Here is a 13,847-nt window from a genome sequence, read left to right as displayed (position 1 = left end):
GGATGACCATCAGGGCCCTGGTCCTGCGCATCATCGCGCCCCTGTTCTTCCTGCTCGCCCTCGCCGACCTGCTCCTCTCCGACGGCGCGAGCCTCTCCGCCGCCGTCGCCCTCGCTGCCACCGGCGTCGTCTGCGCCCTCTTCGGCGCCCGTACGGCCCCCGCCGTGCCGCCCACCGCCGTCCGCACCGCCATACGCGACCGCGAGCGGCGCACCGCCTTCCTGCCCCAGCGCGACCCCGACGCCGCCGGGCGCCGCAGACCCCGCGCTCCCGGCCGTCCCCTCCCGACGGCCGCGTAGGGAGCCTGCCCAGCACGTTCAAGCACCTCTCGCGGATCCGTCATGCCGAAATTCCTCGCTTCCGGCACGACGAGACCCCACGGAGGGCTCCCTTGAACGTCTTCGCTTCCCTGGTCGAGCGGCTCGCCGACCTGCTCCAGCCGCTCTTTTCCACCACCGCCACCGCCGCCGCGATCGTCCTCTTCACCCTGCTCGTACGGGCCGCGGTCCACCCCCTCTCCCGCGCCGCCGCCCGCGGCCAGAAGGCCCGCACCCGGCTCGCCCCGCAGCTCGCCGCGATCCGGAAGAAGCACGCCAAGAACCCCGAGCGGATGCAGAAGGCGATCGCGGAGCTGCACGCCGAGGAGAAGGTGTCGCCGCTCGCCGGCTGCCTGCCCAGCCTGCTCCAGGCGCCCGCGTTCTTCCTGATGTTCCATCTCTTCTCCAGCGGGCGGATGGCCGGGCACAGTCTCTTCGCCGCCCCGCTCGGCGACCACTACGCCGACGCCCTCGCCCACGGCGGCGTCTTCGGCCCGGCCGGCCTCGTCTACCTCGTGCTCTTCGCGATCGTCGGCGCCGTCGCCACGTACAACTACCTCCGGGCCAGGCGGCAGCCGGCGCCGGTCGCGGTCGAGCCCGGCCAGCCGGGGGCCGCGGTGGCCGCCGGCATGGCCCGGTACCTGCCGCTGCTCTCCTTCGCGACCCTGATCTCCGTCGCGGTCGTGCCGCTCGCCGCCGCGCTCTACATCGTCACCAGCACCACCTGGACCGCTGTCGAGCGGGCCTTCCTCTACCGGGACATGCCTCAGGCCGCGAGCGTGGTTACCGCCGCGTAAGGGTCCAGTGTGTGAACGGGGTCTTGCAGACTGACCCGTTCTCTTGGAGGATCGACCAATCCTCCGATGGCCGCACTCCATCGGCCGGGGCACCCTCAGGGCCCTTCCGGGCCCACCTCGACCACAGGGAGAAGACCATGAAGCTGCTGCGTGTCGGTCCGGCGGGAGCCGAGCGTCCCGCCCTGCTCGACCAGGACGGAACGCTCCGAGACCTGTCCGCCCTCGTCGACGACATCGACGGCAGTCTGCTCGCCGACGCCTCCGCCCTCGACCGCATCCGGGGCGCGGCGGCCGCCGGCGTGCTGCCCGCGCTCGACGCCACCGGGCTGCGCGTCGGCCCGCCGGTCGCCCGGATCGGCAAGGTCGTGTGCATCGGGCTCAACTACCACGGGCACGCCGCCGAGACCGGTCAGGCCGCCCCCGCCGAGCCCGTCGTCTTCCTCAAAGCCGCCGACACCGTCGTCGGCCCGGACGACACCGTGCTCGTACCGCGCGGCTCGGTGAAGACCGACTGGGAGGTGGAGCTCGCGATCGTCATCGGCCGCACCGCCCGCTACCTGGAGACCGACGAGGAGGCCCTCGCGCACGTCGCCGGGTACGCCGTCGCCCACGACGTCTCCGAGCGCGAGTGGCAGATCGAGCGCTGCGGCACCTGGGACAAGGGCAAGAACTGCGAGACCTTCAACCCGCTCGGCCCCTGGCTCGTCACCGCCGACGAGGTGCCCGACCCGCAGGACCTCGGCCTGAAGCTGTGGGTCAACGGCGAGCTCAAGCAGGACGGCCACACCTCGGACCAGATCTTCCCGGTCGCGGAGGTCGTCCGGTACGTCAGCCGGTTCATGACCCTGTACCCGGGCGACATCATCAACACCGGTACGCCCGCGGGCGTCGCCATGGGCCAGCCCGAGCCCAAGCCGTACCTGCGCCCCGGTGACGTCGTCGAACTGGAGGTCGAGGGCCTCGGCCGGCAGCGGCAGGAGCTCAAGGGCGCCTGACGGCAAGGGCTCGAGGGCACCTGACGGCAAGCGGGTCGAGAGCGCCTGACCGCCGGACAGGCGCCCTAGAGCTCAAGGGCGCCTGACGGGCAGTGCCCCGAAGGCGGTTACAGAGAGACCACGCGGCCCTCGTCGGCCGACTGCCGTGCCGCCTCCAGGACGTCCAGGGCGGCGGCCGCCTCGTGCGCGGTGACCGGGTTCTCGCCGGTGCCGCGCACCGCGGCGGCGACGGCCGCGTAGTACGCCGGGTAGTCGCCGGGCAGCGACTCCACCGGAATGCCGCCGCCGGTCAGCGGCGACTCCCCGGCCCCGATCCGGCCCCACAGCCCCTCGGGCTCCACGCCCCAGGCCGCACCCGGCCCGGGGCGCAGCCCCTCGCGGAGGTCGGCCTCCTGGGGGTCGAGGCCGTACTTCACGAAGCCGGCGCTCTGCCCGAGCACCCGGAAGCGGGGGCCGAGCTGGGCGGCGGTGGCGCTCACGTACAGGTGGGAGCGGACCCCGTTCGCATGGGTGAGCGCGAGGAACGTGTCGTCGTCGGCCTCGGCGCCCGGCCGGCGCACGTCCGACTCGGCGTACACCGACACCACCGGCCCGAAGAGCACGAGCGCCTGGTCGACGACGTGGCTGCCCAGGTCGTACAGCAGCCCGCCGATCTCCTCGGGCGCCCCCGACTCGCGCCAGCCGCCCTTGGGGTGCGGCCGCCACCGCTCGAAGCGGGACTCGAAGCGCTGGACCTTGCCGAGCGCGCCCTCGTCGAGGAGTCGGCGCAGAGTGCGGAAGTCGCTGTCCCAGCGGCGGTTCTGGAAGACCGACAGCAGCAGGCCGCGCTCCTCGGCGAGGGCGGCGAGCGCGCGGGCCTCGGCGGCGGTCCCGGCGAGCGGCTTGTCGACGACGACCGGGAGACCGGCCTCCAGGGCGGCCGTGGCGACGGCGACGTGCGTCTTGTTGGGGGAGGCGACGACGATCAGGTCGAGGTCGGCGGACGCCCCCTGTTCCCACAGCTCCTCGGGGCGGGCGGCGACCCGGACGCCGGGGTGGGCGGCGCGGGCCTCGGCGGCCCGCTCGGGGTTGCCGGTGGTGACGGCGGCGAGGACGAGGTCCTCGGAGGCGGCGATCAGCGGGGCGTGGAAGACGGAGCCCGCGAGGCCGTAGCCGACGAGTCCGACGCGGAGCGGGGCGGTCATGCCCTCCACTTAAGCAACGCTGTTGCCAAAGTGCAAGCAGCGGCCACAATGGGGGAGTGAGGAAAGAGAACGCGCAGGTACCGGCCCCGCGCAGCCCCAACGCGGCGCTCGTGCTTGACCTGCTGCGCACGGCGGGGGAGACCGGGATCAGCCGCCTGGAACTGGCCGAGCGGACCGGGCTCACCCCGCAGGCCGTCAGCAAGATCACCGCGCGGCTCCGGGCCGAGGGCCTCGCCGTGGAGGCCGGCCACCGCGCCTCGACCGGCGGCAAGCCCCGTACGGTCCTGCGCCTGGTGCCCTCCGCCGCGTACGCCGTCGGCGTCCACCTCGACCGCGACGAGCTGACGGCCCTCCTCACCGACCTCGCGGGCACGGTCCTCGCCCTCCGCCGCCGCCCCGTGGACCTCGGAGCGGGGGCGGGGCCGGTCCTGGACGCGGTGACGGAGGAGGTACGGGCGCTGCTGGGCGGAGTCGCGACGGGCGCCACCGCCCTCGGAGCCGCGACGGGCGCCGGCGTCGTCGGAGTCGCGACGGGTGCCACCGTCCTCGGCGTCGGCCTCGCCATGCCCGGGCCCCTGGACCACCGCGCCGGGGTGCCCGGCCGGGTGACCGGCTTCCCCGAGTGGGCCGGGCATCCCGTACGGGACGAGCTGGCGGCGCGCCTCGGGCTGCCCGTCGTCCTCGACAAGGACACCAACGCCGCCGCCCTCCGCCTTGCCCTGCGCCCCGCCGCCCCCGGCTCCTTCGCCTACGTCCACCTCGGTACGGGGCTCGGCGCCGGCCTCGTCCTCGGCGGCGCGCCGCTGCGCGGGGACAGGACCGGGGCGGGCGAGCTCGGCCACCAGACCGTCCAGCTCGACGGGCCGCCGTGCGGGTGCGGCGGGCGCGGCTGCCTGGAGGTCCTGTGCCTGGCGGCGGTCGCGCGCGGCGAACTCGCCGAGGCCGCGCGGATCCTGGGCACGGGCGCGGCCAACCTCGTCCGGCTCCTCGACATCGACCAGGTCCTCCTGGGCGGGCGGGTGGTGCTCGCCGCGCCGGAGGTCTTCGCGGAGGGGGTACGGGGGGTCCTGGCCGGCCTCGGCCTGACGGCCCCCGTGGGCCTCGCGACCGGCCGGGACGCGGTGGCGGAGGGCGCGGCGTGGCTGACCCTGGCGCCGGTGTTCGGGAAGTGAGCCGACGCCCCGGCGTTCGGGAAGCGAAACAGGGAGCGGATCTTCCGATCATCGGAAAGTAGGCTGATCGGGCGGATCTAGCGGCCCCAACGGGGGAGCCCCCGGTGTCGCTGCCCCGCCCGCCCCCTCCCACCTGGCAGTGTCACCGCCGTCCCCACGCCCGCGAGCAGCAAAGGCACTGCCCCATGGCACCCGCCCCCCTGCGCCTGTGCGGCGTCCGCGCCGTGACCGTGACCGTGGCCGCCGCGGCGGCGGCCTCCCTCGCGATCGCCGCCCCGGCCTCCGCCGTCCCCGCCCCCGACCCGACCGCCCCCACCTGCGAAACCCCGGCCGACGGCGGCTTCCCGCTGGACACCCGGATCCACGGCGGCCCGTCCGACTACCCGGCCGGCGGCCCGTTCCAGGCCCTGAAGCTCGACCTCACCAACACCACCGACGCCCCCTGTTCGGACATCCACCCGGTGCTCGTCCTCACCGACCGCGACCGGGCCCTGCGCCCGGAGCAGATCCGGTTCGAGTTCTACGACGCCGGGTCGGCGCGCTGGCGCCCGGTGACCTTCGAGGCGACCGAGGAGGCCGAGAACGTGGGCGCGTTCACCGGCTTCGGCGGTTTCGCGGTGCCCGCGGGCCGGACCCTCACCGTCCCCGTACGCCTGACGTTCGAGGTGGAGACGGCACCCGACGAGGTCGTCGTCAACGCGGCGGTCGTCCAGCGCCGGGGCGAGGACGGCGACTGGGTGGGCGAGTCCGGCGACTACCGCCTGACCGTGGGCCCCGCCGATCCCGGCACCCCCACCCGCATCCCCACCCCCGCCCCCACTTCCACCGCACCTGACACACCCCGTCCGCCCGCCCCCCCGGCGCCGCCCGTCAAGAAGCCCCGCCCGCCGGTCCCGACCGCGTCCGCCACCCGGAGCCCCGCGGCCCCGGCCGACCCCGCCGGCATCGCACCGGACACCGAACTGGCCAGTACGGGACGGGAGTCCGAGGCGTACCTGTACGTCCTCGCCCCGATCGCCGCGGGCCTGGTCCTGCTCGGTGCCGTCCTCGTCCGGGCCGCCCGCCGCCGTCGGCACCGCTGAGCCATGCTCCGTACACCTTCCCGTTCATCCCCGTCTGCGACCATCCCCGGATGAACTACCAGAGCAGCCCCGGCGCCCCCGTCCGCTCCGGCATCCCCGAGCACGGTCGCGTCCCCAAGTACTACGCCGTCAAGGCCAAGATCGCCCTGATGGTCGACGAGTTGGGGGAGGGCGGGCTGCTGCCCACCGAGCGCGACCTCGCCGTCCGGTACGAGGTGTCCCGCGAGACCGTCCGGCAGGCGCTGCGCGAACTCCTCCTGGAGGGGCGGCTGCGCCGCCAGGGCCGGGGCACGGTCGTCGCGGGACCCAAGCTGGAGCAGCCCCTCTCGCTCGCCAGCTACACGGAGGGCGTCCGCCGCCAGGGCCGCCGCCCCGGCCGCAGCCTGATCTCGCTCGACCGCTTCCCCTGCCCGGAGGCGCTCGCCCCCGAGGTCGGTGCCGAACGCGGCGAGCCCGTCTGGCACATGGAGCGCGTCCTGCTCGCCGACGACGAGCGGGTCGGCCTGGAGTCCACGTACGTCTCCGAGGCCCGCGCTCCCCGCCTGGACACCGAGTTCGACCCCGACTCCTCCTTCTACGCCTACCTCCACGACCGGCTCGGCATCTCCTTCGGCGACGCCGACGAACGCATCGAGACCGTCCTCGCGACCCCGCGCGAGGCCCTGCTCATCGGCACGCCGCCGGCGCTGCCGATGCTGCTGATCCACCGCGTCTCCCGGGACACGGCGGGGCAGCCCCTGGAGCGGGTCCGCACGCTCTACCGGGGCGACCGGTTCAGCTTCACCACCCACCTGGGGCGGCAAGGCTGATCGCACGCCAGGCCGGAGCCCCTCGATCGGTAACGGAACGATAACGGGTCTGGTCCAAGCTTGTCGGTCCGTTCACCGTCCCGTCGTCCGCCGGATCCGTCCGGTCCACCCGATCCCGCGACCGTCGTCGTCATGAAGGTGATCGTCGTAGGAGCCGGCGTGGTGGGAACCATGCACGCCTGGCACGCAGTGGAACGCGGCCACGAGGTCGTACACATCGAGCGCGAGGCCGAGGCGCGCGGGGCTTCGCTCCGCAACTTCGGCCAGATCTGGGTGAGCGGACGGGCAGGCGGGGAGGAGCTCGACACCGCCCTCCGCGCCCGTGAACTCTGGGAGGGCATCGGCGCCCGCGTCCCCGGCCTCGGCTTCCGGGCCATCGGCTCCCTCACCCCCGTACGGAACGAGCTCGAACTCGCCGTCGCCGAGGCCGCCGTGGCCCGCCCCGACGCCGCCGCCCGCGGCTACAAGCTCCTCACGGCCGCCGAGGCGCGCGCGGTCAACCCGGCCCTGCGCGGCGCGTTCGAGGCCGCCCTGTGGTGCGAGCGGGACGCGGCCGTCGAGCCGCGCCTCGCCCAGCTCGCCCTCCGCGAGGCCCTCCTCGCCACGGGCCGCTACACCTTCCTCCCCAACCGTGAAGTCCGGGACGTCGTCGGAGCCAACAGCAATGGATGCAGCGCCGTCCGCGACGACCGCGGCGAGGTCCACACCGGCGACGCCGTCGTCCTGTGCACCGGCGCCTGGCTCTCCGGCCTCGTCCGCGAGGTCGCCGGCGAGATACCCGTCCGCCGCGTCCGGCTCCAGATGATGCAGACCGAACCCCTCGGCGAGCCGCTCACCACCTCCGTCGCCGACGCCGACTCCTTCCGCTACTACCCGGCGTACGCGTCCCCCGCCCTCGACGCCCTCAACGAGGGCCAGGCGCAGGACCCGACCGCCGCCGCCCACAAGATGCAGCTGCTCATGGTGCAGCGCCTCGACGGCGGACTGACCATCGGCGACACCCACGAGTACGAGCACCCCTTCGCCTTCGACACCCTCGAAGACCCCTACGAGCACCTCACCCGCGTCGTCGAGTCCTTCCTCGGCCGCCCGCTGCCGAAGATCCGGCGCCGCTGGGCCGGGGTGTACGCGCAGTGCGTCGACACCAGCCGGGTCGTCCACCGCCAGCGGGTCCGCGACGGCGTCTGGCTGGTGACCGGACCCGGCGGCCGCGGCATGACCTGCTCGCCCGCCATCGCCGAGACGACCGCGAACGAACTGGGCTGGTGAACACCGTGAAGAAGCAGATGACCGACATGAACCTCGTCGTCCTCGACATGGCCGGCACCACCGTCGCCGACGGCGGACTCGTCGAGCAGGCCTTCACGGCCGCCGCCGAACGCCTCGGCGAAGACCCCGCCACGATGATCGACTACGTCCGCGCCACCATGGGCGAGTCCAAGATCTCCGTCTTCCGCCACCTCTTCGGCGGCGACGAGACCCGCGCACAGCAGGCCAACCTCGCCTTCGAGGCCGCGTACGGAGAGCTGGTCTCCGGCGGCCTCATCGCCCCCGTCCCCGGCGCGGCCGAGGCCATCGCCCAGCTGAAGGACCAGGGCCGGACCGTCGTCCTCACCACCGGCTTCGCCCGCGTCACCCAGGACGCCATCCTCGACGCCCTCGGCTGGCGGGACCTCGTCGAGCTGACCCTCTGCCCGGCGGACGCGGGCGGCCGCGGCCGGCCCTACCCGGACATGGTCCTCGCCGCCTTCCTCCGTACCGGAGCCGTCGACGACGTCCGGCAGATCGTGGTCGCCGGCGACACCTCGTACGACATGCTCAGCGGCGTCCGCTCCGGCGCCGGGATCGTCGCCGGCGTCCTCACCGGCGCGCACGACGAGACCGCGCTCAAGGAGCACGGCGCCACGCACGTCCTCGCCTCGGTCGCGGAACTCCCGTTCCTGACAGGGGCGTACGGGGCATGACCAGCGGCATCCGCTTCGACGGCGTCACCGTCACCTACGGGAGCAACACCGTCCTCGACAACCTCGACCTGACCGTCGAACCCGGCGAGGTCATGGCGCTCCTCGGCCCCTCCGGCTCCGGCAAGACGACCGCGCTGCGGGCCGTCGCCGGATTCGTCCGGCCGGCCTCCGGGCGGGTGTTCATCGGCGACCGTGACGTCACCGCGCTCCCGCCGTACAAGCGGGGCATCGGCATGGTCGTCCAGCAGTACGCCCTCTTCCCCCACCTCAGGGTGGACGCCAACGTCGCCTTCGGCCTCAAGGCCCAGAAGGTGCCGAAGGGCGAGATCCCGGGGCGGGTCGCCGAGGCCCTGGAGATGACCGGCATGGCGGCCTACGCCCAGCGCTACCCCCGGGAGCTCTCCGGCGGCCAGCAGCAGCGCGTCGCCATCGCCCGGGCCCTCGCCATCCGCCCGAACGTGCTCCTCCTCGACGAGCCGCTCTCCGCGCTCGACGCCCAGCTGCGCTCCGGGATGCTCGCCGAACTGGCCCGGCTCCACCGCGAGCTGCCGGACGTGTCGATCCTGTACGTCACCCACGACCAGGTCGAGGCGCTGACCCTCGCCGACCGGATCGCCGTCATGGACAAGGCCAGGCTCCAGGACTGCGGCACCCCGCAGGACCTGTACCGGCGGCCCCGTACGGAGTTCACGGCGTCGTTCGTCGGCAACGCGAACCTGTTGCCGGTGACGGTGGCCGCGAAGGGGGTCACCTTCGAGGGCGTCGAGCTGGAGGTGCCGGCTTCCGAGGCCGCGCCCGGTGCGACCGCCACCCTCTGCGTCCGGCCCCACCTCGTGGGCCTCGGCCCCGGGCCGAACCCCCTCCGGGGCCGGATCGTCGAGGTCCAGTGGCGCGGCTCCACCCATCGGTTGTACGTCGAAGTGGGCGGGCACCGCGTCAAGGCGGACGTACGGGAGCTCAAGGAGACGCCGGCGCTCGGTACCGAGGTGACGTTGCACTTCGCGCCCGATGACGCGGTGCTGCTGGCCGCAGGGGTGAACGATGGCTAGTCCCGGCACAGGCCTCATGGAACGGCGGGCCGCACCGGGGGTTGTGCCCACCCGTTCCGCCCCTGGCGGACGATTGCCCACAACGGTGCTCTGGGCTCTCCCTCCCGTCGCCGTCCTCGCGCTCGTCTTCCTCTACCCCCTCGCCCTCGTCGTCCAGGAGTCCTTCGCCCCCGGTGCGTACGCCGAGGTGTTCGCCTCCGCCTCCTTCCGCGAGGCGCTCGTCACCACCGTGTGGCTGGCCGTCGCCGCCACCGTCGGCTGTCTCGTCCTCGGCTTCGTGCTCGCGCTCGTGATCGCGTTCGTGCCCTTCCCCGGCGGGAAGGCGGTGTCGAAGTTCATCGACGTCTTCCTCTCCTTCCCGTCCTTCCTGATCACGCTCGCCCTGCTGTTCGTCTACGGCACGGTCGGCATGGCCAACGGGCTGTGGACGGACGTCACGGGAGCGGCCGAAGGGCCCTTCCACTTCCTCACCACCCCGTGGGGCGTCCTCCTCGCCGAGATCACGTACTTCACCCCGTTCGTGATGCGCCCGCTCCTCGCCGCGTTCTCGCAGATGGAGACCGCCCAGCTGGAGGTGGCGTCCTCGCTCGGCGCCCGGCCGCTGCGGATCGTGCGGCAGGTGATCCTGCCCGAGGCGCTGCCCGCGCTCGCCGCCGGCGGCAGCCTCGTCCTGGTCATGTGCCTCAACGAGTTCGGGATCGTCCTCTTCACCGGCGCCAAGGGCGTCACGACCCTCCCGATGCTCGTCTACTCCAAGGCCATCCTCGAATCCGACTACGCCGCCGCCTGCGTCGTCGCCGTCGTCAACGTCGCGCTCTCGGTCGGCCTCTACGTCCTCTACCGGGGGGTGAGCCGCCGTGCTGGTGCATAGCCGTACGGGCAGGTGGACGGCCTGGACCCTGTTCGCGGTCTTCTTCGTCCCGCTCTTCGCCCTGCCCCTCCTCGTCATCCTCGCCGCCTCGTTCTCCACCCACTGGTCCGGCGCCTTCCCCTCCGGGCCGACCACCGCCCACTACGCGGCGGCCACCCGGGGCGAGTCCCTCCAGGCGCTCACCACCAGCCTGGTCACGGCCGTCACCGCGAGCGTGATCGCGCTGACCGTCGGCACCTGGGCGGCGCTCGCCGCGGCCGCGCTCGGCAAGAAGGGCAAGAGGCTCCTCGACGCCCTGTTCATGCTGCCGGTCGCCGTGCCGTCCGTGGTCGTCGGCCTCGCCGTCCTCGTCGCGTTCTCGCAGCCGCCGGTGCTCCTCAACGGCACCCGCTGGATCGTGATCCTCGCGCACACCGTCCTCGTCACGGCGTTCGCCCACCAGTCGGTCTCGGCGGCCATCCGGCGCCTGGACCCGATGTACGAGCAGGCGGCGGCCAGTCTCGGCGCCCGTCCCTCGTACGTCCTGCTCCGGGTGAAGCTCCCGCTCCTGCTGCCGTCCCTGAACGCGGCCGCCGGGCTCTGCTTCGCCCTGTCCATGGGAGAGCTCAGCGCCACGATGATGCTCTACCCGCCGGACTGGATGCCGCTGCCGGTGCTCATCTTCACCGCCACCGACCGGGGCTCCCTGTTCACCGGCTCGGCGCTCGCCGTGGTCCTCATGGCCGCGACGCTCCTCGCCCTGCTGGCCGTCTCCCGCATCCGTACCAAAGCCTCGTACCGCTAGGAGAGAACAACGTTATGCGTACGTACGCCAAGCCGGTCGCCGCCGTCACCGGCGCCCTCGTCCTCGCCGCGACCCTCACCGCCTGCGGCGGCTCCTCCGACGCCTCCACCGAGAAGGTCGTCACCGTCTACAGCGCCGACGGCCTCAAGGGCGAGGCGGGCGACGGCTGGTACGACAAGGTCTTCGCCGACTTCGAGAAGCAGACCGGCATCAAGGTGAAGTACGTCGAGGGCGGCTCCGGCGAGATGGTGCAGCGCGCCCTCCGCGAGAAGTCCAACACCCAGGCCGACGTCCTCGTCACCCTGCCGCCCTTCATCCAGCAGGCCGGCTCCAAGGGCCTGCTCCAGTCGTACGAGCCGAAGGGCGCCGACCAGGTCGACGGCGCCGACAAGTCCGACGACGGCACCTGGACCTCCGTCGTCAACAACTACTTCGGCTTCGTCCACAACAAGAAGGAGCTCCCGGCCGCGCCCAAGACCTGGGAGGAGCTGCTCGACGCGAAGTACAAGGACAAGCTCCAGTACTCCACCCCCGGCGTCGCGGGCGACGGCACCGCCGTCCTCATCAAGGCGATGCACGACTTCGGCGGCAAGGAGCCGGCGATGGAGTACCTGAAGAAGCTCCAGGCCAACAACGTCGGCCCGTCCTCCTCCACCTCCAAGCTCGCCCCCAAGGTGGACAAGGGCGAACTCCTCGTCGCCAACGGCGACGTCCAGATGAACTTCGCCCAGGCCAAGTCCATGCCGAACCTCGGCATCTGGTTCCCGGCGAAGGACGGCGGCAAGCCCACCACCTTCGCCCTGCCGTACGCGGCCGGCCTGGTGAACAAGGCCCCGCACACCGAGAACGGCAAGAAGCTCCTCGACTTCATGCTGAGCGAGGGCGCCCAGCGCGAGGTCAGCGCCATCGGCGGCGGCTTCCCGGCCCGCAAGGACGTCAAGACCACCGACGCCAACGCCATCGAACTGGCCAAGCTGATGAACGGCGTCGAGGTCTTCGAGCCGGACTGGGCCGACATCGACAAGAACCTCGCGGCGTACGTCGACGCGTGGAAGTCCGCGACCGGAAGCTGATCGGCCGCCGATCGGCAGCCAAGAGTTCACCGTACGACCCTGGAAAGCCTCCGAACATCGCGGAAAGATAACGGGTACGGACCGAAGCTCAACGCCCCTGAGAAATCAGGGGCGTTGACGCGCGTTCGCACCCCTATCGACCCCCTGACGGAGGACTCCGACATGCCGATCACCGGCATCTCCCGCCGCACCGTGCTCGCCGCCGCCGGTGCCACCGCGGCCGTCGCCGCCACCGGCCTCGCCACCGCCCCCGCCGCCCTCGCGGCCACCGCCCCGACGCTCCCGAACGGCACCAGCCAGGACAAGGTGCTCTTCGTCGGCATGGACGGACTGCGGTACGACCGGATCGACGCCGCCAAGGCCCCCACCCTCAAGTCCCTGATGGCGAACGGCACCTACGGCCGCTCCCTGCTCTACGCCAACCCGATGGCCGGCACCCTCTCCGGGCCCGGCTGGTCGACGATCTCCACCGGCGTCTGGCCCGACAAGCACGGCGTGAAGGACAACACCTTCGCCGGCCGCAACTACGGCCAGTACCCCGGCTTCCTCGCCCGCCTGAACCAGGTCCGGCCCGAGCTCTCGCTCTTCGCCGCCGTCGACTGGCCCGAGCTCGACACGTACGGCACCGTCACCCCCGGCGCCGACGCCAAGCTCGTCTACAACAACGACTACGCGGTCAACGACCTCACGATCACCGACATCACCGAGGACGTCCTCCGCAACCAGAACCCCGACGTCCTCTTCGTCTACTTCGGCGAGACCGACGAGATCGGTCACAACTACGGCGCCGCCAGCCCCAAGTACACCGACGCCATCGACGTCCAGGACGGCTACCTCGGTCGGCTCCTCGCCGCCATCCAGGCCCGTCCCACCTACGCCGACGAGCGCTGGACCGTCATCGTCGCCACCGACCACGGCCACACCGACCCGGGCGGCCACGGCGGCTCCAGCATCGAGGAGCGCCGCACCTTCGTCCTCGCCCAGGGCCCCGGCATCGCCGCCGGCGCCCGCCCCATCGACACCCGGCTCGTCGACGTCGCCGCCACCGTCTTCCACCAGCTCGGCATCGTCCCCGACCCCTCCTGGGGCCTCGACGGCAAGCCGATCCAGGAGCGATCCACCGACCCCTTCGACGCCCTCTACCCGTCCCTCTCCGGCCGCGTCGACGAGACCGGCATCCCCGCCGGCGTCCTCGGCTTCACCCACACCGCGCCCAGCGGCTGGTCCGTCATCAACAACGCCATGGGCACCGGCGGCATGACCGAGTGGCGCGGCTGGTCCTTCGCCACCGACGAGTTCTGGTCCCGCACCCAGCGCGACCAGTCCCGCGAGCTCAACGTCCGCGCCCGGGGCGTCTTCGCCGTCGCCGACTCCGACGAGTGGGCCGACAAGGCGTTCTCCGGTACGTACGACTCGACGCTGGTCACCCCCGCGTACGCGGTCACCGGCGCCGCCCGCGTCACCCTCGACTTCACCACCTTCTACCGCCAGGAGGCGCCGCAGACCGCCCAGATCCTGGTGAGCTTCAACGGCGGCACGCCGACGGTCGTCAAGAGCTACACGGCCGACGTCGTCTCACAGCCGCAGTCGGTCACGGTCGCCGTCCCGGCCGGGGCCTCGAACGTCAGCTTCCGTTTCCGTTACACGGGCTCCAACAACTGGTACTGGACGATCGACGGGGTCAAGATCAGCACTTCCTGACCTACGCTGGGGGCGTCGCCACAGCGTCGTCGCGTCGCCCCCAGCACAC

14 protein-coding genes are annotated in these 13,847 nt (G+C 72.7%); 13 read left to right on the top strand and 1 reads right to left on the bottom strand.

Annotated elements, in window-relative coordinates; genetic code table 11:
* Window positions 1-2: 2 nt before the first annotated feature.
* The 3 genes from SVTN_RS14070 (at window position 3) to SVTN_RS14060 (ending at window position 2,109) form a co-directional block, all read left to right on the top strand.
* On the top strand, window positions 3-299 hold the full coding sequence (locus SVTN_RS14070) for a DUF6412 domain-containing protein (RefSeq protein ID WP_041129403.1): 297 nt from the start codon (window positions 3-5) through the stop codon (window positions 297-299).
* Window positions 300-391: 92 nt separating this feature from the next.
* On the top strand, window positions 392-1,114 hold the full coding sequence (locus tag SVTN_RS14065; RefSeq protein ID WP_041129402.1) for a YidC/Oxa1 family membrane protein insertase: 723 nt from the start codon (window positions 392-394) through the stop codon (window positions 1,112-1,114).
* A 137-nt stretch (window positions 1,115-1,251) separates the two neighbouring features.
* Complete coding sequence (locus tag SVTN_RS14060) at window positions 1,252-2,109, top strand: fumarylacetoacetate hydrolase family protein (protein ID WP_041129401.1); 858 nt, start codon at window positions 1,252-1,254, stop codon at window positions 2,107-2,109.
* Between the two features lie 107 nt (window positions 2,110-2,216).
* Here SVTN_RS14060 and SVTN_RS14055 read toward each other — a convergent pair whose 3' ends face one another.
* Window positions 2,217-3,293, bottom strand: coding sequence for a Gfo/Idh/MocA family oxidoreductase (locus SVTN_RS14055; protein WP_041129400.1), 1,077 nt, complete (start codon window positions 3,291-3,293; stop codon window positions 2,217-2,219).
* 56 nt (window positions 3,294-3,349) lie between these two features.
* Between SVTN_RS14055 and SVTN_RS14050 the strand changes: the two genes are divergently transcribed.
* The 10 genes from SVTN_RS14050 (at window position 3,350) to SVTN_RS14005 (ending at window position 13,798) form a co-directional block, all read left to right on the top strand.
* Complete coding sequence (locus tag SVTN_RS14050) at window positions 3,350-4,465, top strand: ROK family transcriptional regulator (RefSeq protein WP_041129399.1); 1,116 nt, start codon at window positions 3,350-3,352, stop codon at window positions 4,463-4,465.
* Between the two features lie 185 nt (window positions 4,466-4,650).
* The gene (locus tag SVTN_RS14045; protein ID WP_041129398.1) at window positions 4,651-5,547 is read left to right on the top strand and encodes a hypothetical protein; all 897 of its coding nucleotides are present in this window, start codon (window positions 4,651-4,653) and stop codon (window positions 5,545-5,547) included.
* 50 nt (window positions 5,548-5,597) lie between these two features.
* A complete protein-coding gene (locus tag SVTN_RS14040; protein WP_041129397.1) occupies window positions 5,598-6,356 on the top strand; it encodes a GntR family transcriptional regulator in 759 nt (252 codons plus the stop codon).
* Window positions 6,357-6,488: 132 nt separating this feature from the next.
* The gene (locus SVTN_RS14035) at window positions 6,489-7,625 is read left to right on the top strand and encodes a TIGR03364 family FAD-dependent oxidoreductase (RefSeq protein ID WP_041129396.1); all 1,137 of its coding nucleotides are present in this window, start codon (window positions 6,489-6,491) and stop codon (window positions 7,623-7,625) included.
* 17 nt (window positions 7,626-7,642) lie between these two features.
* Entirely contained in the window at window positions 7,643-8,320 is a 678-nt protein-coding gene (locus SVTN_RS14030; RefSeq protein WP_041133879.1) for a phosphonatase-like hydrolase, read from the top strand.
* Entirely contained in the window at window positions 8,317-9,369 is a 1,053-nt protein-coding gene (locus tag SVTN_RS14025; protein WP_041129395.1) for an ABC transporter ATP-binding protein, read from the top strand. The genes SVTN_RS14030 and SVTN_RS14025 overlap by 4 nt, the downstream gene beginning before the upstream one ends.
* Window positions 9,362-10,240, top strand: coding sequence for a 2-aminoethylphosphonate ABC transporter permease subunit (locus tag SVTN_RS14020; RefSeq protein WP_041129394.1), 879 nt, complete (start codon window positions 9,362-9,364; stop codon window positions 10,238-10,240). Before SVTN_RS14025 ends, SVTN_RS14020 begins: the two co-directional genes overlap by 8 nt.
* Window positions 10,227-11,024 (top strand): ABC transporter permease, encoded by a 798-nt coding sequence (locus SVTN_RS14015; protein ID WP_041129393.1) that lies wholly within the window; start codon window positions 10,227-10,229, stop codon window positions 11,022-11,024. The genes SVTN_RS14020 and SVTN_RS14015 overlap by 14 nt, the downstream gene beginning before the upstream one ends.
* A gap of 14 nt (window positions 11,025-11,038) precedes the next feature.
* Window positions 11,039-12,097 carry a 2-aminoethylphosphonate ABC transporter substrate-binding protein gene (locus SVTN_RS14010; protein WP_041129392.1) on the top strand — a complete coding sequence of 353 codons (1,059 nt, stop codon included), beginning with the start codon at window positions 11,039-11,041 and terminating at the stop codon, window positions 12,095-12,097.
* 162 nt (window positions 12,098-12,259) lie between these two features.
* Entirely contained in the window at window positions 12,260-13,798 is a 1,539-nt protein-coding gene (locus SVTN_RS14005; RefSeq protein ID WP_041129391.1) for an alkaline phosphatase family protein, read from the top strand.
* The last annotated feature ends 49 nt before the right edge of the window (window positions 13,799-13,847 follow it).

Source organism: Streptomyces vietnamensis (assembly GCF_000830005.1).
Taxonomy (GTDB): domain Bacteria; phylum Actinomycetota; class Actinomycetes; order Streptomycetales; family Streptomycetaceae; genus Streptomyces; species Streptomyces vietnamensis.
The sequence above is the reverse complement of the archived record's forward strand: the minus strand, read 5'-3'. Positions and strand labels throughout refer to the sequence as shown.

Excerpts from the sequence above, each read along its gene's own strand:
- SVTN_RS14070 (WP_041129403.1), top strand. The coding sequence starts at position 3 with ATGACCATCAGGGCCCTGGTCCTGCGCATCATCGCGCCCCTGTTCTTC.
- SVTN_RS14060 (WP_041129401.1), top strand. The coding sequence starts at position 1,252 with ATGAAGCTGCTGCGTGTCGGTCCGGCGGGAGCCGAGCGTCCCGCCCTG.
- SVTN_RS14055 (WP_041129400.1), bottom strand. The coding sequence starts at position 3,293 with ATGACCGCCCCGCTCCGCGTCGGACTCGTCGGCTACGGCCTCGCGGGC.
- SVTN_RS14045 (WP_041129398.1), top strand. The coding sequence starts at position 4,651 with ATGGCACCCGCCCCCCTGCGCCTGTGCGGCGTCCGCGCCGTGACCGTG.
- SVTN_RS14040 (WP_041129397.1), top strand. The coding sequence starts at position 5,598 with ATGAACTACCAGAGCAGCCCCGGCGCCCCCGTCCGCTCCGGCATCCCC.
- SVTN_RS14035 (WP_041129396.1), top strand. The coding sequence starts at position 6,489 with ATGAAGGTGATCGTCGTAGGAGCCGGCGTGGTGGGAACCATGCACGCC.
- SVTN_RS14030 (WP_041133879.1), top strand. The coding sequence starts at position 7,643 with ATGACCGACATGAACCTCGTCGTCCTCGACATGGCCGGCACCACCGTC.
- SVTN_RS14025 (WP_041129395.1), top strand. The coding sequence starts at position 8,317 with ATGACCAGCGGCATCCGCTTCGACGGCGTCACCGTCACCTACGGGAGC.
- SVTN_RS14020 (WP_041129394.1), top strand. The coding sequence starts at position 9,362 with ATGGCTAGTCCCGGCACAGGCCTCATGGAACGGCGGGCCGCACCGGGG.
- SVTN_RS14010 (WP_041129392.1), top strand. The coding sequence starts at position 11,039 with ATGCGTACGTACGCCAAGCCGGTCGCCGCCGTCACCGGCGCCCTCGTC.
- SVTN_RS14005 (WP_041129391.1), top strand. The coding sequence starts at position 12,260 with ATGCCGATCACCGGCATCTCCCGCCGCACCGTGCTCGCCGCCGCCGGT.